Source organism: Clostridium sp. (genome assembly GCF_018372875.1).
Lineage (GTDB): Bacteria > Bacillota > Clostridia > Clostridiales > Clostridiaceae > Clostridium.
Genome location: NZ_JAHAIF010000008.1, coordinates 60,101 through 79,217, shown reverse-complemented (window position 1 = coordinate 79,217; position 19,117 = coordinate 60,101). Strand labels below are relative to the sequence as shown.

The 19,117-nt window shown below is 29.0% G+C and carries 23 protein-coding genes; 5 read left to right on the top strand and 18 right to left on the bottom strand.

The features are described from left to right. Positions 1-9 precede the first annotated feature (9 nt). The 4 genes from KIB46_RS04680 to KIB46_RS04665 all read right to left on the bottom strand — a co-directional run bounded on the left by KIB46_RS04680 (position 10) and on the right by KIB46_RS04665 (position 2,293). Entirely contained in the window at positions 10-954 is a 945-nt protein-coding gene (locus KIB46_RS04680) for a hypothetical protein (RefSeq protein ID WP_156561093.1), read from the bottom strand. Between the two features lie 44 nt (positions 955-998). Then, positions 999-1,667 carry a DNA-3-methyladenine glycosylase gene (locus KIB46_RS04675; protein WP_291671019.1) on the bottom strand — a complete coding sequence of 223 codons (669 nt, stop codon included), beginning with the start codon at positions 1,665-1,667 and terminating at the stop codon, positions 999-1,001. 80 nt (positions 1,668-1,747) lie between these two features. Further along, positions 1,748-1,882 carry a hypothetical protein gene (locus KIB46_RS04670; protein WP_291671018.1) on the bottom strand — a complete coding sequence of 45 codons (135 nt, stop codon included), beginning with the start codon at positions 1,880-1,882 and terminating at the stop codon, positions 1,748-1,750. Positions 1,883-1,978: 96 nt separating this feature from the next. Further along, positions 1,979-2,293, bottom strand: a complete 315-nt coding sequence (locus KIB46_RS04665; RefSeq protein ID WP_291671017.1) for a DUF1648 domain-containing protein — start codon at positions 2,291-2,293, stop codon at positions 1,979-1,981. Between the two features lie 129 nt (positions 2,294-2,422). Here KIB46_RS04665 and KIB46_RS04660 point away from each other — a divergent pair, with 129 nt between their 5' ends. Continuing rightward, on the top strand, positions 2,423-2,875 hold the full coding sequence (locus tag KIB46_RS04660; RefSeq protein ID WP_156561096.1) for a GNAT family N-acetyltransferase: 453 nt from the start codon (positions 2,423-2,425) through the stop codon (positions 2,873-2,875). A gap of 257 nt (positions 2,876-3,132) precedes the next feature. Here the strand turns inward: KIB46_RS04660 and gshAB are convergent, their stop codons facing one another. From gshAB to KIB46_RS04640, 4 genes are all read right to left on the bottom strand, one after another. Continuing rightward, positions 3,133-5,451: a bifunctional glutamate--cysteine ligase GshA/glutathione synthetase GshB gene (gene gshAB / locus KIB46_RS04655; protein WP_291671016.1), complete on the bottom strand. Its 2,319-nt coding sequence runs from the start codon at positions 5,449-5,451 to the stop codon at positions 3,133-3,135. Beyond that, positions 5,444-6,763 carry an MATE family efflux transporter gene (locus KIB46_RS04650; protein WP_291671015.1) on the bottom strand — a complete coding sequence of 440 codons (1,320 nt, stop codon included), beginning with the start codon at positions 6,761-6,763 and terminating at the stop codon, positions 5,444-5,446. The genes gshAB and KIB46_RS04650 overlap by 8 nt, the downstream gene beginning before the upstream one ends. A gap of 12 nt (positions 6,764-6,775) precedes the next feature. Next, positions 6,776-7,051 (bottom strand): metalloregulator ArsR/SmtB family transcription factor, encoded by a 276-nt coding sequence (locus KIB46_RS04645; RefSeq protein ID WP_156561099.1) that lies wholly within the window; start codon positions 7,049-7,051, stop codon positions 6,776-6,778. Between the two features lie 237 nt (positions 7,052-7,288). Next, positions 7,289-9,007: an oleate hydratase gene (locus KIB46_RS04640; protein WP_291671014.1), complete on the bottom strand. Its 1,719-nt coding sequence runs from the start codon at positions 9,005-9,007 to the stop codon at positions 7,289-7,291. A 122-nt stretch (positions 9,008-9,129) separates the two neighbouring features. Here KIB46_RS04640 and KIB46_RS04635 point away from each other — a divergent pair, with 122 nt between their 5' ends. Continuing rightward, positions 9,130-9,447 carry a DUF5661 family protein gene (locus tag KIB46_RS04635; protein WP_156561101.1) on the top strand — a complete coding sequence of 106 codons (318 nt, stop codon included), beginning with the start codon at positions 9,130-9,132 and terminating at the stop codon, positions 9,445-9,447. 49 nt (positions 9,448-9,496) lie between these two features. Here KIB46_RS04635 and KIB46_RS04630 read toward each other — a convergent pair whose 3' ends face one another. Further along, the gene (locus KIB46_RS04630; protein ID WP_049179352.1) at positions 9,497-10,057 is read right to left on the bottom strand and encodes an ATP-binding protein; all 561 of its coding nucleotides are present in this window, start codon (positions 10,055-10,057) and stop codon (positions 9,497-9,499) included. A 181-nt stretch (positions 10,058-10,238) separates the two neighbouring features. Here KIB46_RS04630 and KIB46_RS04625 point away from each other — a divergent pair, with 181 nt between their 5' ends. Next, entirely contained in the window at positions 10,239-10,418 is a 180-nt protein-coding gene (locus tag KIB46_RS04625) for a hypothetical protein (protein WP_291671013.1), read from the top strand. Positions 10,419-10,446: 28 nt separating this feature from the next. Here the strand turns inward: KIB46_RS04625 and KIB46_RS04620 are convergent, their stop codons facing one another. Then, positions 10,447-10,992: a hemerythrin domain-containing protein gene (locus KIB46_RS04620; protein WP_156561103.1), complete on the bottom strand. Its 546-nt coding sequence runs from the start codon at positions 10,990-10,992 to the stop codon at positions 10,447-10,449. Between the two features lies 1 nt (position 10,993). Beyond that, on the bottom strand, positions 10,994-11,608 hold the full coding sequence (locus KIB46_RS04615) for a hypothetical protein (RefSeq protein WP_291671012.1): 615 nt from the start codon (positions 11,606-11,608) through the stop codon (positions 10,994-10,996). 148 nt (positions 11,609-11,756) lie between these two features. On the opposite strand from KIB46_RS04615, the gene KIB46_RS04610 reads away from it, so the two are divergent. Further along, positions 11,757-11,936 (top strand): hypothetical protein, encoded by a 180-nt coding sequence (locus KIB46_RS04610; protein WP_291671011.1) that lies wholly within the window; start codon positions 11,757-11,759, stop codon positions 11,934-11,936. On the opposite strand, the gene KIB46_RS04605 is transcribed toward KIB46_RS04610, so the two are convergent. The 7 genes from KIB46_RS04605 to KIB46_RS04575 form a co-directional block, all read right to left on the bottom strand. Further along, the gene (locus KIB46_RS04605; RefSeq protein WP_291671010.1) at positions 11,903-12,217 is read right to left on the bottom strand and encodes a hypothetical protein; all 315 of its coding nucleotides are present in this window, start codon (positions 12,215-12,217) and stop codon (positions 11,903-11,905) included. The two genes, KIB46_RS04610 and KIB46_RS04605, sit on opposite strands and share 34 nt — an antisense overlap. A gap of 85 nt (positions 12,218-12,302) precedes the next feature. Continuing rightward, complete coding sequence (locus KIB46_RS04600) at positions 12,303-12,761, bottom strand: NUDIX hydrolase (protein WP_291671009.1); 459 nt, start codon at positions 12,759-12,761, stop codon at positions 12,303-12,305. Next, on the bottom strand, positions 12,761-13,963 hold the full coding sequence (locus tag KIB46_RS04595) for an alkaline phosphatase family protein (RefSeq protein WP_291671008.1): 1,203 nt from the start codon (positions 13,961-13,963) through the stop codon (positions 12,761-12,763). The genes KIB46_RS04600 and KIB46_RS04595 overlap by 1 nt, the downstream gene beginning before the upstream one ends. Before the next feature lie 31 nt (positions 13,964-13,994). Beyond that, entirely contained in the window at positions 13,995-14,363 is a 369-nt protein-coding gene (locus KIB46_RS04590; protein ID WP_291671007.1) for a hypothetical protein, read from the bottom strand. Between the two features lie 158 nt (positions 14,364-14,521). After that, positions 14,522-15,673 carry a malic enzyme-like NAD(P)-binding protein gene (locus KIB46_RS04585; protein ID WP_291671006.1) on the bottom strand — a complete coding sequence of 384 codons (1,152 nt, stop codon included), beginning with the start codon at positions 15,671-15,673 and terminating at the stop codon, positions 14,522-14,524. 16 nt (positions 15,674-15,689) lie between these two features. Continuing rightward, positions 15,690-16,292: a copper homeostasis protein CutC gene (locus tag KIB46_RS04580; RefSeq protein WP_291671005.1), complete on the bottom strand. Its 603-nt coding sequence runs from the start codon at positions 16,290-16,292 to the stop codon at positions 15,690-15,692. Between the two features lie 15 nt (positions 16,293-16,307). Then, positions 16,308-17,267: a N(4)-(beta-N-acetylglucosaminyl)-L-asparaginase gene (locus KIB46_RS04575; RefSeq protein ID WP_291671004.1), complete on the bottom strand. Its 960-nt coding sequence runs from the start codon at positions 17,265-17,267 to the stop codon at positions 16,308-16,310. A gap of 249 nt (positions 17,268-17,516) precedes the next feature. Here KIB46_RS04575 and KIB46_RS04570 point away from each other — a divergent pair, with 249 nt between their 5' ends. Then, positions 17,517-19,100 carry a sigma 54-interacting transcriptional regulator gene (locus tag KIB46_RS04570; protein WP_291671003.1) on the top strand — a complete coding sequence of 528 codons (1,584 nt, stop codon included), beginning with the start codon at positions 17,517-17,519 and terminating at the stop codon, positions 19,098-19,100. Positions 19,101-19,117: the final 17 nt, after the last annotated feature.

The following is a 19,117-nucleotide window of genomic DNA, read 5'->3' as shown; positions in this document are numbered from 1 at the left end:
ATTTCTCTTTTATAAACATATACTTATTGGGACTACAATTATAGAAACCCCTTCACATTTTAATCTTGGCATTTTAGGCACTAATATACCATTGCTAGTTAATTGATCACAAAAAGGACAACAGTTATTTAAAAAATTCTCATAATAATCATGTTGTGCAGTTTTTCTTAAAAGGCTTATGCATTTACCATTAGGAGCAACATTTATAACTTTACCGTATACTGTGCAAGGACAATCAACCTTATCAAAAATATAGGAACTATTGTTCATAAAGAAATTATTATTGACATTAAGAACAACTGGAGTATCCCCACACTGCAGTATTAAATCTTGAGTTGAATTTTTATTTAGAATTTCACTTAAATGACTAAGTAGATGATTCATATTTTTAAAATTTAAGTTTCCATTAAGGTCCTTAGGTATCATTTTATCAAGAGTATCACTACCAAAACAATCAAAAATAGTTAATACAGAATCAAGATAAGAATTAATTGATTCCGAGGTTAAATTACCATGAATTTGTATATAATCTCCCGGAAAAACATCACCTTCATTTATTGTTGTATCATAAAATGATTTTAATCTATTTGAAGATTTTAATTGAGTTATAAGTTCTCCATGAAGATTAAAAGTAGTAAATACACGTTTTAATTCTTCTTCTCTTCTAATAAACTCTCTATTTTCAATTCCCGCGTTATTAGTACGAGTGTTTTCACAATGTTCCGCAGAAGTTATATTACTTCCCTTATATCCCTCTCTTTCATCATCGCTTCTTCTGTCTTCATCAAAGCAATGATCTCTTAAATCAATTCCTGCTTTTCCTGATAAAGTTAAATCCTGAATAATTCTTGATGTTCTAATTTCTATATATCCATTAAGTACAAATGAGGACATGTTACGAACAAGGTCCTCATCTAAATACATTAAAAGTGCTAAATCTAATAAATCTTCCATTCATTCACGTCCTCAAAGGATTGTTTCATATTAGTCTATTAATACTAATATAATTTTATGCCATTCTTCTCCTTTTTAGAAACATATGGATTATCATTATAATAAAATCTATATAAAAAATCTTTAGCTTCTTCTGCATAATCAATTCCTATTCTTTTACTTTTTATTATATCTCCTGTTTTTTCTTCTTCTATTTCAAATAAAGATTTTAACTCATCATCAATGTCACAAATAAATAAATCTCCTTCAAATAATAATATATTATTTAACCTTTTATCTATATTAAGAGCCATGCAAAGCTTTGAAGGTCCTGAGGTTAAATTTAATTTTTGCTTTTTATCCAATTCATTAAAATTCTTTTTATATCTCATATTAGCTATGTAATCTAATCCTATTAGAGGCTCAATAGCACGTATTAATACACCTTGAGGTTCACCTTCCCTCTCTGTTATTGCATTTAAACAATTATACATTCCATATATTCTATAGACATAGGAAGTACCTGCTCTTCCATACATAGGTAATACCCTTTCAGTCTTTCTTCCACCATATACATGAGCTGCTTTATCAGTAACCCCAGTATAAGCTTCTGTTTCAACTATTTTACCCCCTATTAATTGACCATTTATATTATGTATTAGATATTTTCCTAGTAAATCTACAGCCACATCTAAGGTTTTTCTTCCATAAAATTTTTCATTTAAAATAATCATAATGCTACCTCCACTAAGATATAGTATAACCTAAATCATAAAAAGAAACTCAAGTTAAAACTTGAGTTTCTTCACAATATCTATTTTTTTGTCATTCTTTTATACTTTCTTGCTTTCATCATTAAATCCATCATATCTTCTCCCATTTCCATAAGAAGATTTGCTTTTCTAGCAGCCTTTTTCATCATAGTTCTCATATTTCTTTTTGCTTTCATAACTAAGACCTCCTACAAATTATTTTTGCAAATTTATTTACAATAATAGTTTGTACCAAAAGTTTATATATAACCTATGATTTTAATGGATTTAAATTATAAAGTTAAATTAAAAAGTAGCATATATCCATTTATAAAAAATAATATAATATTTGTAATTAAATACATAAGCTTCTTAGATGATTCTATAGCTTTATTTTTATGTAAGAAAGATAGTAAAGCCATTCCTATTGGTACTATTAATATTCCTATATATTTACTAATAGAAGAATCTATTTCTCCTTGAGTATTTATATGTATTCCCATCTCTTTAGGTAGATAAAATAAGGCTATAATATTAATAATTATAGTAAGTGCAATTATTCCATAATTTATTTTACTTTGTAACTTTTCATTTAACAAAAAAGACATCATAACACCTCCTAAATCTGTTACTTCTATTCTACTACTACTATAACAGTTTATCAATATTAAGATTTGTTTTATATTTTAGATGGAGTTATAATCATAATATTACATTTATGGTTGGGTGATATAATTATGATTAGAAGAGAACAAATGAGTAAAAATTTAGCTAAGGAGATTACTTCTTGGAAATATGAAGATGAATGTAGTATTTATAATCTTCCTAGTTGGGAACAGATGAAAATTAATAACTATGCATTATGTGATGATAGTTTAAGAAAAGAGCTTTATAATGCATATCTAAATTCTAATGGTGAATTAATTGGATTTACAAGGATAGATAATTTTCCTACAGATATTGTAGTAGGAATTGGAGTTAAACCAAATAAATGTGGTAAAGGCATAGGAGAAGAAATACTTAAGATGGCAATAGATATGTGTAAAATGAAGTATGGAGATAAACCTATTAAACTTCAAGTAGCTAGTTGGAATCAAAGAGCAATAAATTGCTATAGAAATGTTGGTTTTACCACTATAACCACATATATGGATGAAGATTTAGAGCTTATTGAAATGGAATATCTTTAATAATATAAGAAAGAAATACAAAACAAAAAGAAAACACTGTAGAATGTGTTTTCTTCATATTTCCATAATTAACTTTACATAATATTTGTTGTGTTATATATAAATATTATAAAGTTCTTTCTTAGTATTCATATGCTTTACCTATTATATATGTACTTCAAGTCATTATTGTTAAATAATGAAACAAGCTAAAGAGAAGTTCTTTTAAAAAACTTTCCTTTAGCTTATATTTTACCATCTAATGCTATTAATTAATTTTAATCACATTGGCTTTCCTTAAATCCTAAAAGATTAAGTATATCCTTTGCTACATTTCTTTCCTTTCCTTCATATGGATAAGAATGAATATGTATAGCAGGATTAAAGTTTAGTTCTATAATTCCATAATTAGATCTTTCATCAGTATAATCTTCTATTACCATATCTACACCACAAATTTTTGCTCCTATAGCCTTTGAGGACTTTATTGCTATTTCCTTAAATCTATTTGGAATTATATCTGTGAAATCTATACTATCGCCACCAGTACTTATATTAGAATTTTCTCTTAAAAACACCACTTCATTTTCCTTTAAAACAGTATATATATCTCTATTGTGGTTTTTAAGATATAAAAGTGCAGAGGTATCAATTTCTATTTTCTCAAGTGGAGTTTTATACCCTTTTCCTCTTAAAGAGTCCTTATTTTTTATTTCTATAAGCTCCTCAATTGTATGTTTTCCATCCCCCTTAACATTTGCAGGAACTCTATGAAGAATACCTGAGACCTTATCTCCAATTACTAAGAATCTAAATTCCTTTCCTTTAATAAATTCCTCTATAAGAACTGTATTGTCCTTTGAAAAGGCAAAATCTAAGGCTTTAGTTAAGTCTTCCGTGCTTCCACCATCAGGGAATATTGATATTCCAAGGCCAAAGTTTGTTGATTTAGGTTTAATTACAACTGGAAGACCTACATACTTCTCTATTCTTCTAATACCTTCATTAATGTTTGTAAATTCCTCTCCCTTTGGAACTCTTACACCCTTTTTATCTAGAATTTTCTTTGTTACTACCTTATTATTCATAGCTAGTACTGTTGCATAGTTATCTAAGGAAGTTTTAGTAGCTTGTTTTATATATTCAAGCTTCCCATTCTTCTCTAAAGATATAAAATTATCTTCTCTATCTAAAACATCAAATTTAATGCCTCTCTTTATTGCTTCCTTCATTAATATTTGAGTTGAAAGCTCCATATCTTCGAAACCCTTTAAATTAAATCTTTTAGCATAAGCTTCTTTCTTATACTTTTTAGATAAATCTAAGTGAGAATCAATATATCCCTTTTCCTTAACTAATTCAATAAATCTATAAGTGTTTGTCTTTTTATAATCCTTTATTTTCTCAATTTGAGCATCAATTAACTCACCCTTACCTAAATTAAGAATATGATTAATATCTCTAATTTCGTTTAATATCTCTAATCCCCATTGAACCTTAGAAACTTTTTCACCATCACGTACAAGTTCTATATCTAAGCCACCGTTTCTAGCTATATTTTTTTGATTCTCAAGCCCATCTATTTGCCAATCCTTATAATCACTTTCTTCCTTAAATAAAAGATAAAGGTTAAATAATTCTAAAAACTCTAAATCCTCTAAGGAAATACCACCCTTACTAAAAGGATTAATATCAATACTTCTGTATTCAAGATATTGGATACCTTCCTCTAATAAGGAATCCAATATTTTATTTGGGTTTTTACCCTTAGGTCTAACTGAATTATAGAATTCTTTAGGACTTTGAATTAAGCCATCATTAATAAACCTCTTTACACTATTTACATACTCTCTTGTTGAAGTATAATCTGCAAATAAAGTTATCCTATTACCATATCCACAATCACTATTTCTATAAGAAACTATACCTTCACAGGAATATGCCTCATATGCAATATTGTCTAACTTCTTTAAACATTCTCCCTTATAGCTAGAGTGAACTACCCCTGTACTACCTAAAAGATAAATAATAAGCCATCTATATCTTAAGTAATTTCTAACTATTTTTAGATAAAGGTTATCCTTAAAAGTTTTAAAATCTTCATTTTTAGATGAGTTTTCATAAAGTTTATTTAAAACATCATCATTTAATGAGAAATTATAGTGAATTCCAGATATTAATTGAATTTTTCCACCATACTTTCTTAATAGTTCCTCTCTGTATGCTCTAGCCTCTTCACCTTGCTTACATTTGCAAAAAGTTGCTATAGGAATCTCCCTATCATCTGGTATTATACAAGGCATAGATTCTGGCCAAATATATTCATCTCCTATTTCAAGGGCAACTATATCATAAAGAGCATTTAAAAAGTCATATACCTCCTTTGATGTATTAAATACAGGGGTTATTAACTCTAATTGACTTTCTGAAAAATCCGTTGTAATATATGGATTCATAATTTTATTTCCAAACACCTTTGGGTGTTTATTTCTTGATAATTCTCCTTTTATACCAACTCTAAGACCTTCTCTTTCAACTCCAAAGTTTCCTCTTAAGATTTCATCTGAAGTGAAAAGAGCTTTAAATGTATTAAGCATTTATATACTCCTTTCTAACTGTAACTATATATAATAAATAAGCTGTTAATCCTTTTAAAACACTTGATAGTGCAATACTTAACCATATTCCGTTAACACCAATACTTCTTATTAATATTAGTGCCATTGGTATTCTTAAAACTGTAAATAAAATGCTTATTGTAGCTGGTATCTTAGGATTACCAACTCCTGTAAACAAACCATTTGATACCATTTCAATAGTGCTAAATAGCTGAGATAATCCAACTATCTGTAGATAACCACATGCAATCCTTGCAGTATTATCTTCCTTAATAAATAAACTAACTAGAGAACCTGGGATAAATATAAAAATTAATGCCATAAACAATGAATATATTAATCCTATTCTTAATGCACTATTATATCCATCTAAGATTCTTTTATATTTTTTCGCTCCAAAATTCTGACCTGCAAAACTTGAAATAGCACCATTTAGTCCACCTATAACCATGAAGGTAATGGATTCTATTTGAAGTCCAATCTTCTGTGCCGCTATAGCATCTGAACCAAAGTTACTTATTATCTTCGCAAGAGAAATATTTACTAGAGTGAAAAGCACTCTTTGAAAGGACATAGGAAAACCAAGCTTTATTATATCTATTATCTTTTGTAAACTATATTTTATTTTAAAATCATAATATAAAATTTTATTTGATTTTATATTATAAAGTGCAAACATTAATACATTTGATATTAAAGTTGCAATAGCAGCTCCCTTTACCCCTAAACCCAAAGTATATATTAAAATTGGATCTAAAATAATGTTTGTTAGAACTCCAACAGCGCTAATTTTAAGTGGAATTTTATTATTACCATAACTAGATAATATTCTAGTATACAGCAAATTAAAAAATGCAAAGAAAAGCATTGGTGCACTAAGAGCTAAATATATATATCCATCTCTTTCAACCCTTAGATTTCCTAAATCTAAAAAGGATATTAGCTCCTTACCAAATAAGACTAAAAACAAGGAATATATTAATCCAATTATAAAATTTAATATGAGTCCAGAATTAATATATCCTTTTGTTTTAATTTCATCACTATTTCCTATTGAATGAGCAACCTTAATCCCTGTACCAATAACAACAATAGCATTTATAGAATATCCAAGACCTATGAAAAAGCTTGAAGATCCAACACTTGCCACTGCATCACTTCCTAGCCTTCCAACAAAAAGCATATCTATAAGGTTGTAAGTAAACTGTAGAAGAGAACTTCCCATAATAGGTATTGCTGTAGCTATTAGTACTTTTGTTACTTTACCCTTAGTTAAATCTATTTTTTGCATACACACTCCTTTTTATTTCTTTAAAGACCTAAAAAAAGTTTCTAATTCAATGATTTTCTCCTGGTTTAATGAATAATGTATCCAAGAGCCTTTCTTAGTACAATTAATAAGTTCACCATCCTTTAATATTTTCATATGATAAGAAAGAGTTGGTTGAGTTATGTTAAACTTTTTTAATATATGACATGCGCATAACTCCTTAGTTTTAATCATTTCTAATATTTCAAGACGAGTTGCATCACTTAAGGCCTTAAAAATCAAAGCATATTCCCCATAATTATTATTCACTATATCCCTCCTATATTTAAAAAGAAAAACATATAGAAAATCATCTATATGCTTTATATATTATTCTACATATAGATAAATGTCTATATATTTATAGTATTATTTATTGTATTTTAAAATATAAAATTCCTAATCTAACAATAACCCTAATAACAAGCATAATTTCATTCCTTTATTTTTCACATAAAAAGAAACACTAGCCTAAGCAGTGTTTCCTTCTAATCTTTATTATCCTTCTTATTTATATGCTTTTACAAAGGCTTTCTTTAGCACCTTAAAATTTCTCTTATATGGAGTAACTGGAATTATCTTTTTATTCTTAATACCAAATAATTTATAAATAGCAATTCTTGCAGCTCTTACAGAATACTCCTCTGTAAAAACCATATCTTCAGGAATTTCAACAAATTGACTAATCATAGCAAAGTTTGTTGAGCCTTTAGGTACAACCTTTGGTCTATCACTCATCTTTCTTGGTTGGAATTGCGCATCTATATATGGCATCATACAAGGAATTACATTAACTACTGTTTCCATTATTTCATCTATTTTATTCTCAAAATGTAAATGATGAAGAAGTTCTGTTAATATTTCTTTACCAGTGCAGTCTCTCATCTTTTTCTTTACATAGTCACCTTCCACATCAGTAAATAAACCATATCCCCAGAAAATTGTAGTGTCTAGTGGCTGATTTTTAAAGTGAGGTTGAGCTGCAACAACTATGCTCATTAACCAGTTTGAATCTTTAAAAGTCATTAATGCACCACTACCAGGTACATTACCAGAGAATTGTTCTATCATTTTTAAAAGCTTATTGCCTCTCATAGTTACAGTAAAGCTTTCCCAATTAGTTTCCTCTGGATAATCAAAAAATGGCGAAGGATTTCCAAGGCCTTTTTTCTTTTTAGCTATATTTTTCCACAGTTCACCTGACATTGGGTTATTAGGTTTATATAAAGCTGGAGTATTAAGGTCACCTAAGGTAGCATTATCTGTCATAGAACCATTTGTTACAATGCATACATCTCCAGGGTTTAACTGAATTTTACCCTTACCTTTTTCATTTTCTATATAAATAGCAGTAACAGTAATACCCTTACCTTCTTTAAAATCTAAATCATAAACTCTTGCATTAATCGAAAAGTCTACTCCATTTTTAGATAAATAATCTTTTAAAGGTACAATTAGAGACTCGTATTGATTATATGGTGTACGAGTTACCCCTTCTAGAGTTTCTATTCTTGAGAACTCGAATATCATTCTCTCCATATATCTCTTAAATTCAAATAAACTAGACCACTTTTGGAATGCAAAGGTAGTCTGCCACATATACCAGAAGTTTGTTGTAAAGAAATGAGGAGAATCATTAAACCAATCCTCTATAGTTAAATCATCTAAGGTATTTTCTGGCGTAATCATAAGCTTACCAAGCAATAATCTATCCTTAGTGCTAAATCCCATTGAACTAACATCTAATATATTACCCTCTTTATCAACAAGTCTAGCTTGAGCATGGGTTGGATGAAGATGATCAAAGTTAAGTATTTCCTCAGTTACACTTTTATCTGGGAATTCTAATGATGGAATATTAGAAAATAGTTCCCAGAAGTTTTCATAAGTTTCTTCATTCAACATTCTACCACCACGTGCTATAAAGCCATTTCTTACATCTCCACCTCCATCATTGCTTCCACCTAAAATATGCATACCTTCTAGTATATGAATATTTTCACCTGGCATGTTGCAGTCTCTTATTAAATAAGCAGCACCAGCTAAGGATGCTAGCCCTCCACCTACAAAATAAACTTCTTTTCCATAATGATTCTTATAATCTTGTACACTACACAGTGAAGATTTCTCTCCAAATTTCTTAGCGATATAATATGCAAAAACTGTAGCACCAGCTAAACTACCAAAAACGATTAAAGGATTTACTTCATTCTTCTTCTTTTTCATGGAAATTTTCTCACCCTTTCATAAGTATTTCCATAATATATTGCCCAGTTTTTTCTATTAAATACATCACTTAAACTTAAATGAATCATATAATAATTTAAAATAATATAGGAGTTTTTCTTATGAAACATACAGAATGGGTTCTTATGTCTATTAGAGGCGAAAAAGAAAAAACATCATTTACTTTAGAAGAAGCAGAAAAAATTGCACAAAAACTTAATATTGATTTTTCAAAGGAAAAATTTACTTTAAATGACTTTTTTAAAGGGATAAATGTTGAGTTAGAACATGGAACAAGATTTTCTAATACAAATGTAACTAATAATGATCCAGTTTTAACAGGTAAAATTGCATTAGCTCATTTATATGAGTTTCCTGATTATTATGTAAGACTGCAAAAGTTAGAAGATGAGGCGAAAGCTTATTGGAGTAAAAAATAAGCATAAAAAGGTTGTACCTTTATTTGATATCGGTACAACCTTTTTTATATTACCCTAAAGTTTCAACTATAGTTTTTATTGATTCATTAAATTCTTCTGTAGAAGAGTTCTTGAATATTACTAAATCATCAATATCAGGTCTTGTAAAGTTACATCCCGCAATGTATTCATCCCAGTTTGCAAGCTTCCAAGTATCTCTGCTTGAATTTCTTTCAATCATTCTTTGGTGACAAACTTCCTTATCAGTTTCAACCCAAACTATTACTAGTTTAGCATCTTTTTTTGCAAGCATGTCTCTTAAATTTTGAATGTATTCAGCATCTCTTACTTCTCTTGTAAAAGGTGCATTAATTAGAACTGTATCATTATATTCTAATGCTTCTAAAGCAAAGTCTATAGTAACTTCATATTCATAATTTCTAATATGCTCTTCAAAAAAGTCTGAACTTCTATTAATTTCTTCATTAGCTACTCTAAATATTTGCTTAGATAAAGGTATTACTGTATCCTTATCTAAATAAACAATGTTATGTAGTGCCTTTGCTATTTCTCTTGATACAAACGTTTTTCCACATGCTGGTGGAGACGTTACTAAGATTAATTTTTTCATTCGAATTTTCACCTCTAGTATATTTTAAATTGCATTAATTTTTGCGTTTACGTATAGAATTATAGCATTTTTTGTAGAATCCTACAATAATAGCTTACAAAATAACTTGTTAAATATTATTAAATTCTATTTAATATATGTTTTTACAAATGGTTACCTTATATTAAAAGGAGGTATTGTTATGTCTAAAATGAAAAAAATAAAAGATTTGACTAATGTTCAAATAGAATCTTCTACCAAGTATTCAAAACCATCAAGAGAACCCAATGATGGATATTTCATTGAAAAGGATCCAAGAGATACTTTTTCTTCAGAAGGAACTGTAAGATATGGGGAAGAAACTGATGTAGATGATATATAAAATACCATTAGTAGAAAAATTAGAATGCCTACACTAGGCATTCTAATTTTTCTAATATTAATAAATTCTCTTCTTTTACTTTTTTATTCTTCTCTTCATACTCTAAAGCTTCTTTATCAATTTGCTCCATTATTTCTTTAGATAATTGTCTTTCAGCAAATTTATAAATCACGTTATCTTCCTTTGTCTTATGTCTTTCTAATAAATTTGAATATCCTATAGCATTTGCAATAATATCTAGCTTAGCCTCTTCATCACCTGACTTTACCTTCATTAAAGCCTCTTCAAGAGAACTAACATATAATCTTCCTAAGTCATGCTCTACAAGCATTCCATTCTTAATAGTTTTTTCTCCTAAAGCTCCTAAATGTTCAACCATTCTATTAAAAAGTATTATTTCTTCCTTATTGTGATGATGTCCATCTGCATAATTTCTTATAAATCCTATAATCATATTAAAATGCTCATAGTTTATATCATCACCCTTTAAAATACCCATGCACTCTTTTCTTATTACCTTTAGCATTCTACATATGTTTTCATGCTCTTCCATCATAATTTCTATTGCTGTCATTTTATCCTCTCCTTTTGATTTCCATAGTATCATCTTCATGATGGATATATTCAAAATTAGAGTTTATTTCACTTACAAAATTTTTAATCCATTTCTCTCTTAATGAATAAAACACTCCTACATCCAATCCAACTTTATTAAAAATATCCTTATGAACACATACTCTCCTTTTCCATACTACCTTATTTTCAGAGTTTTCTACAATTTTATTTACTCTATCACAAGGCATTCCATCAAGAATATAATTATTCATTTCAGTGAATATCTCTCTAGCATCATTTATAGAAGTATTAGATTTTACTTCCTTTCCAGCCATTTCCCCTTGGGTTTCATATACTTTTTCAATTGAATTTAAATACCCTTTATCTATTAAGCACTTTGTAATATAAGCATTTCTTCCTTCAGCTATTATAATTCTTTCCTGTAACCATCCATGAATATTGCTTGTATCTATTATCTCTTCTAAAGGTTTATTAGGAGTTCTTTCTCCATAAATTTTGTCTAATTCTTCTAAATTTAATGTAGAATCAAGCTTTAAAAGTTCACCTTCTATTTCCTCAAACCATTTAATTTTATTAAATAACCAATAATGTATTTTTCCTAAAAATAAACTCATATCTTTTTTCCTCCGTTTTTGTTTTTATTATAAACAATATTACTATAAGTGTCTGTAACAAAAGTTACAATAATACATTCTTTTTTATTGAGATTGAATGTACAAGCTATTATAATAAAATTATAAACTAGAAGGTGAGGGAAATAAGGTGTCAAATATTTTAAAAATTGCGGGACTTATTTTACTAGGTCTTATAGCACTTAAAATTATAGGTATTGTTTTAGGCGCACTTATAGGAACAGTGGCTACTGTAATAAAAATAGTTTTATACTTAGGCGTTGGTGCTTTCGTATTCTATGGAATAAAAAAACTAGTTGATGAAAAATAAAAAAACTTTGCAAAATAGCAAAGTTTTTTTATTTTTTGTATATATTTCACCAGCATATGGATAATAATTTTTCCATCTACAGAAGGCATATTAAGCATATAATTTCTCCATACTCTCATCTTTCTTATATAAAGGTTTTTCTTTATTCCTATTAATAAACAAATAACAGCTGAAACAAAAGTAATAAGTATAAATGCAACAGGTGAATTACAATCTAAATCAGATTTAGAAATTATGCTAACTATAGTCATGAAATAGACATTATTGATAGCAAAATTCATCCTGTTATTATACCTCCAAATGAATATTTGAATTCTAGTGGTGTAATACTCTTTTTCATTGCCCCTCACCCCAATTTGTTATACTTTATATTTTCTTCTCCTCCACCAACTCTTCAATAAATCTTCTATGACTTTTAACCATATATTTAGGTAAATCATCAAGAGGAAAGAATTTTAATTCAGTTCCTTCTTCATTATCTACTTGTAACTCTCCTTCATAATCCCTTGTAACATAAACTGCATTAACAAGATAAAACTCATCTTCATTTGGAAGTTTCATATAAAAATCTTCTCCAGAATATACATTTACTAATTTTAAATTAGAAACCTTTAATCCTGTCTCTTCAAAAACTTCTCTTATTCCTGTTTCCTCTATAGTTTCTCCCATATCCATTATTCCCCCTGGAAGGCCCCAGTTATTTTGAGGATATGTTCTTTTTTGTAGTAAAACCCTATTTTCTTCATCAAGAACTATTACAGAAGTACCGTTTAATATTACAGGCTTATGCCCAATATATTCTCTTAAATATTTAACATAATTCATTACTTATCACATCCTAAGTTTTCGAAATTATAAATTAATAATGGTATTTCCATCTCATCTTTTGTAAGTCCACCATGGGATCCCTTTAAGGATATCTCGTACTTGCCCTTCTCAAACCACCATACTCCATATCCATCATAAGGAATAATAACAATATTCCCCATCCTACTTAAGAATGTTTCTGATGGATTTATAAATACTCCTTTATCTATTAAGTCCTTAACTAAATATATTTCCCCTTTATCTTTAAACTTTTCCTTTAACAACTCATATACATATGTTTCAAATTCCTTCTTTATATAAAGGAACATATCTCTATTATACCCAACAGGAACAATACTTCTCCCTTTAGAATCCTTAAGCATATATTCTTCTATGTTAGGGATTAATTCATTTAAATAAATTCTATCTTTAATCTCCATTTGTCCATGATCAGCTGATAAAATAAAAATCCCTTCATTTACACCTTTATCTAAGACATTATTATAAAAATTATCTAAAGCTTTAATAAAATTATTTATCTCAAAATAAGCCTTATAAGAACTCATGCCATACTCATGACCAATTGAATCTATTTGGGGATAATAAATATAATAAAAGTTTTTACCCTTATCCTTTTTAATCCCTTGAAGAAGTATATCAAACATCTCTTCTACTGAATCATAGCCTTTTACCTTTCCATCCTTAAAAAGCTCCCTAGAATAATAGCTATTATTAATATAATTTGGTGTAATAATTGTGCTACATACCCCATTTTCTTTAAGCTCTTTAAAAAGGTTATCCTTTGGCAAAATTTCTTCTTTACCCTCATAGTCAAATAGAAATGGTGTAAAAACCTCATTTATCTTAGAATCATATGTAAACCATTCAAAAAATCCATGCGTAGAAACATCCTTACCTGTAATTACTGATGTTACATGAGCAGTAGTAGTTGAAGGAAACTGGGATGTTATCTTTTCTTCTATTCCTCTCTTCCTTATTTCCTTAAAGAACTTAGAGTCCTCTCTTACACTCTTATAAAACTTCCATCCAAAGGCATCAACTAAAATAAAAACAACCTTTTCCTTATTTAAAAGTATTTTTTTTATCTTCTTATTTTCTAAAGTTATCCCATCATTAATACCAAAATTATGTTTAATTGAATTAATTATATTTATGAAGTTTTTCCCATTATACTCTGGGAAAATAAAGTCATTAGTCATACTTAAATACCTCCTTTCAACACTCTATAATCTACAGCTCTATAGTTGTTCCTGCAGATAGATAATTAATCTTATCTTTTAGTGTTTCTTTTAAGATTTTAAAAGCATTTGTTCCAGTACAATGGCATGTATAATACTTAGTTTTTCTCTTATTAAGTTCAAAACCTATTGAGGTTATTAATTCATTATCTTCATACTTTTTAGATACTGGATTAAAAAGGTGGAACCCTCCAATAACATAATCAAAAAATTCATTGCAGATATTTTCTCCAACACTAAGAATATTAGTTATACCCTTATGGGCACATCCTGCTACTAATATATTTTTACCATCATCATTTATAATTAAATTCTGCTCATGATTAAAAGTATCTTTTAAATACTCCTTATTAATCTTCATAAACAAAGAATCATTAGATTTAGATATTAGATCTTTTTTAGGTACATCATTTACATATTACTAATGTATTAAGTATATAATTTTTTTGATGATAAGTCAGTATTTTTATAATTAAAAAAGAGAAATTGCAAGCAATTTCTCCTCATAATCCCTAGTATCTATTTTACTTCTTTTAACACAGCTTCAGCTACCTTCATAGCTACGCCTTCTTTAAATGGCTTTGGAATAATATTTTCTTCATTTAACTCATCATCAGAAATCTCATTTGCAATTGCATAAGCTGCTGCAAGCTTCATTTCAGTAGTAATCTTCTTAGCTCCTGCGTCCAAAGCTCCTCTAAAAATTCCAGGGAAAGCAAGGACGTTATTAATTTGATTAGGATAATCACTTCTTCCTGTACCTACTATTCTTGCTCCAGCTTCTTTTGCATCATTTGGATTTATTTCAGGTTCAGGATTTGCCATAGCAAAAACTATAGCATCATTGTTCATAGATTTTATCATATCCTTTGAAACAATATTTCCTACAGAAACACCAATAAATACATCTGCTCCTTTAATAACATTAGAAAGGTTTCCCTTTTCATTGTTAGGGTTAGTTATGTTAGCTATTTCTTCTATAGAAGAGTTTTCATAATCCATCCATCTATAAATTGCTCCATTTATATTACACATAACAATATTTTTCACACCAGAATGTAATAAAAGCTTTCCTATAGCAATTCCAGCTGAGCCAGAGCCATTAATTACAATCTTTAAATCTTCTAGATTCTTGTTAACTATTTTTAGAGCATTTATAAGTCCTGCTAAAACAACTATAGCTGTACCATGTTGATCATCATGAAATACTGGAATATCTAACTCATCAATTAATCTTTTTTCAACTTCAAAACATCTTGGTGCAGATATATCTTCTAGATTAATTCCACCAAAGGAAGGTGCTATTCTTTTAACTGTTTCTACTATTTCATTAGGATCCTTTGTATCCAGTACTATTGGTACTGCATCTACATCTCCAAACTCTTTAAATAGTACGCACTTACCTTCCATAACTGGTAAGCTTGCTAAAGGACCAATATCTCCTAGCCCTAATACTGCTGTACCATCTGATATAACTGCAACTGTATTCCATTTTCTTGTATAGATATTGGCCTTAGTTACATCCTTATGTATTTCTCTACAAGGCTCAGCTACCCCTGGAGTATACGCTAAGCTAAGATCCTTTTCGTTTTGAATCTTTACCCTTGAAGTTACTTCTAGCTTACCTCTCTTTTCTTCATGAAACTTTAAAGCTTCTTCATATATATTCAAAATACCACCTCAAAACTTATACTACTTTTGTGCCATGTATTTCTTTTGCGCCTGTATACTCTAAGATATAGTCTCTATTTTCTTTATTAACACCTTTACCTGGCATTATAGTAATTCTATCATCTGCATATTCTACTAGCTTTTTAAGTGAATCCTTACCTGCTAATGCATTTTCACATCCACCTTTAGTTAGAATTCTATCTACACCCAATTCTACTAATTGGTCTATGGCCTTAAACTTATCTTCTATTTCATCAAAAGCCATATGGAAGGTTATGCTTAAAGGCTTAGCTCTTTCCACTAACTTTTTAGTAACATTCATATTAATTTCTTTTCCATTTAACGCTCCTATTACAACTCCATAAGCACCATTTTCTTTACATACCTGAATATCTTCAAGCATTATTTCTTCCTCATCTTCTGAATACTCAAAGCTTCCTCCTCTAGGTCTTATAATTACCATAACAGGTATATTTACATCCTTTATTGTCTTTTTAATAGTTCCAACACTTGGAGTTGTTCCATCCTCCATTAAATTGTCACAAAGTTCAATTCTATTAGCACCTCTTTTAAAAGCACTAATTGCCTCATTATAATTTCCTACACAAGCTTCATACATACTTTTCTACCTCTTTTAATCAAATGTTATTGGTGACTTTATTCTCTTTAGATATGCATCTAACCACTCCTCACTTGCCACCTCATAAGTAGTTTTTCCATTAACATTTTTACATACGTAAACTGTTGGTTCCATATCATCTGTCATCACTGAAAATGAGAAGCCATCAATATTAGTTGCAACACCAAATTCCCCTTTGTTATTTAAACAAACAACAGATAAATCTCCAGCTTTACCTCTTCTTCTCTTTAATTCTGCATTTAAGTCTTCCACTGCCTTATCTGCTGCTTCTTGTGGATGATATCCTTCCTTCATTAATCTTACTATTTCATAAGATATGCATCCCTTCATTAAATCCTCTCCAAGGCCTGTAGCTGATGCTCCTCCAACTTCACTGTCAACATAGAAACCAGAACCTGAAAGTGGAGAATCTCCAACTCTTCCTCTTTTCTTCATAAATAAACCACTTGTAGATGTTCCAGCCACCATTTTCTTTTCACTATCTAAGGCTATCATACCTACAGTGTCATGTCCATCATAAGGGCTTAAACCTTTTTCTATTGTTTCTTTTCTTCTTTTTTGATAGTGCATCTTAGCTCTATCTGTCAACATGTTAACTCTTTCAAACCCTTCTTTATGAGCATAAGCTTCTGCACCTGCACCAACTAAGAAGCAATTAAATCTCTCTTTGCTTAACTTTCTTGCAATTGAAATAGGATTTTTATAATCCTTTATACCAGCAACTGCACCAATATCTAAAGTATCTCCATCCATATATGCTGCATCTAATTCAACTTCACAATCTTCGTTAGGTAATCCACCATAACCTACTGATTTATAAAAAGGATAATCTTCAACCATCTTTATTGCATTTTCAATAGCATCACCTGCTGTACCGCCCTTTTCTAATATTTCCTTAGAGCTTGTTATTCCTTCTACTGCCATTCTCCATGTAGCTATCATTGCATATTTCATAAACCTCATCCTCCCAAATATTATTTTGATGTCTATTTTTATAGCAATTAACATGCCAACTATTATAAAGCATATAAATACTAGTTAAATTCATATTTTCATTGATAACATAAATTAGTGTATTGTATAATTATGTTACAAATTATAGTGTGTTATTTTTTTAATACAGTTTGTATTGGTTTTCATATAATTTATAATACATATCTATTATAAATTATACAAACACAAGAATTAAAGGGGGAAGAATTTATGAAGAGAATAGATTTAGTCTACAATTCTTTAAAAGATTTAGATAAAGGTGAAGGTGTTTCTACTATAGAACTAAGTGAATACCTTAATTTAGAACGTTCTAATGTATCTAAAGACTTAAATAACCTAGTTAAAAATGGAATGGTATTTAAAAATAATTCAAGACCTGTAAGATACTTTTTTAATAATCCAAATACTAATGATATTACTCACAAATCCTCTTTGGACAATTTATGCTATTTATCCCCTTCCCTTTCAGAGGCTGTAAAGCTGGCTAAAACTGCTATACTTTATCCACCTAACGGAATGGATTCCCTTATAATTGGTGATACTGGTGTAGGTAAGTCAATGTTAGCTAAACTTATGCATGAGTATTTTAACTCCTTAGATAATACAAAGGATATTCCATTTGTGCATTTTAACTGTTCAGACTATTCTAATAACCCTCAGCTTTTAAGTTCACAATTATTTGGTGTTAAAAAAGGTACATATACTGGAGCAACTGAGGATAGAAAAGGCGTAATTGAAGAAGCTGACGGTGGAATACTATTTCTGGATGAAATACATAACTTGCCAAAAGAAGGTCAAGAAATGCTTTTTGTATACATGGATACAGGGTATTTCAGAAGATTTGGAGAGGTTTCTAAGAAAATAAAGTCTTCTGCAAGAATTATATGTGCTACTAATAAGGATATAAACGCCTCACTTTTAGATACTTTTATTAGAAGAATTCCAGTTAAAATTTATCTGCCAAGTCTAGAAGATAGATTTATTGAGGAAAGACTAACCTTAATTGAAAGGTTTATTAAAGATGAAAGTTTGAGATTAGACAAGCCCGTATTAGTATCAAAAAACTCCATGATAGCCTTATTATCATATAATTGTCCCTATAATGTAGGTCAATTAAAAAGCGATATTAAACTTGCTGTAGCTAATGCTTATTCAGACTATTTTATACATCACAAAAAGCAAATAAAAATAAATAGTCCAGACTTTCAAAATGATATTAAATCCTCCCTTCTTTCACCAAAAGAAGATGCACTAAGACTTGTGGATTTAATGGCAGATACAGATGGTTATTTTATATATGATAAGAACTCACAAATTACAAGTCATTCATTCTTAAAACAAAAACAAACCATTTTACTTAGCTACAAAGAATTTATGACAGCTATATCCATAAAAATAGCTAATAATAAGGAGCTTGATATTCATCAAATACGTGAAGATTTCACTAAATACTTCAAAGCAGTTATAGATAATGGTACAAGCTATAACTTCTACTTTCATCCATCTGCATATGAAGATTTAACTAATGGTATTTTTAAAGAAAATCCTGAACTAAAGTTTTCCTTTACAGATGATATTATAAAGAATTTCTTTAGTATTCATGTAGATATGATTTATGACAGAATTGATTTCATTCAATACTCCCCTACTAGTTCTATAAGTAAGCTAAAGATGAATTATCCTGAATATTATTCAATTGCAAATAATATAAAGGGACTAATTGAAAAATACTATAATGTTAATTTATCAGAAACAGAACTACTTTTCTTAATCATATTTATAATGTGTTGCTAAAAACAAAAGGAGCTGTG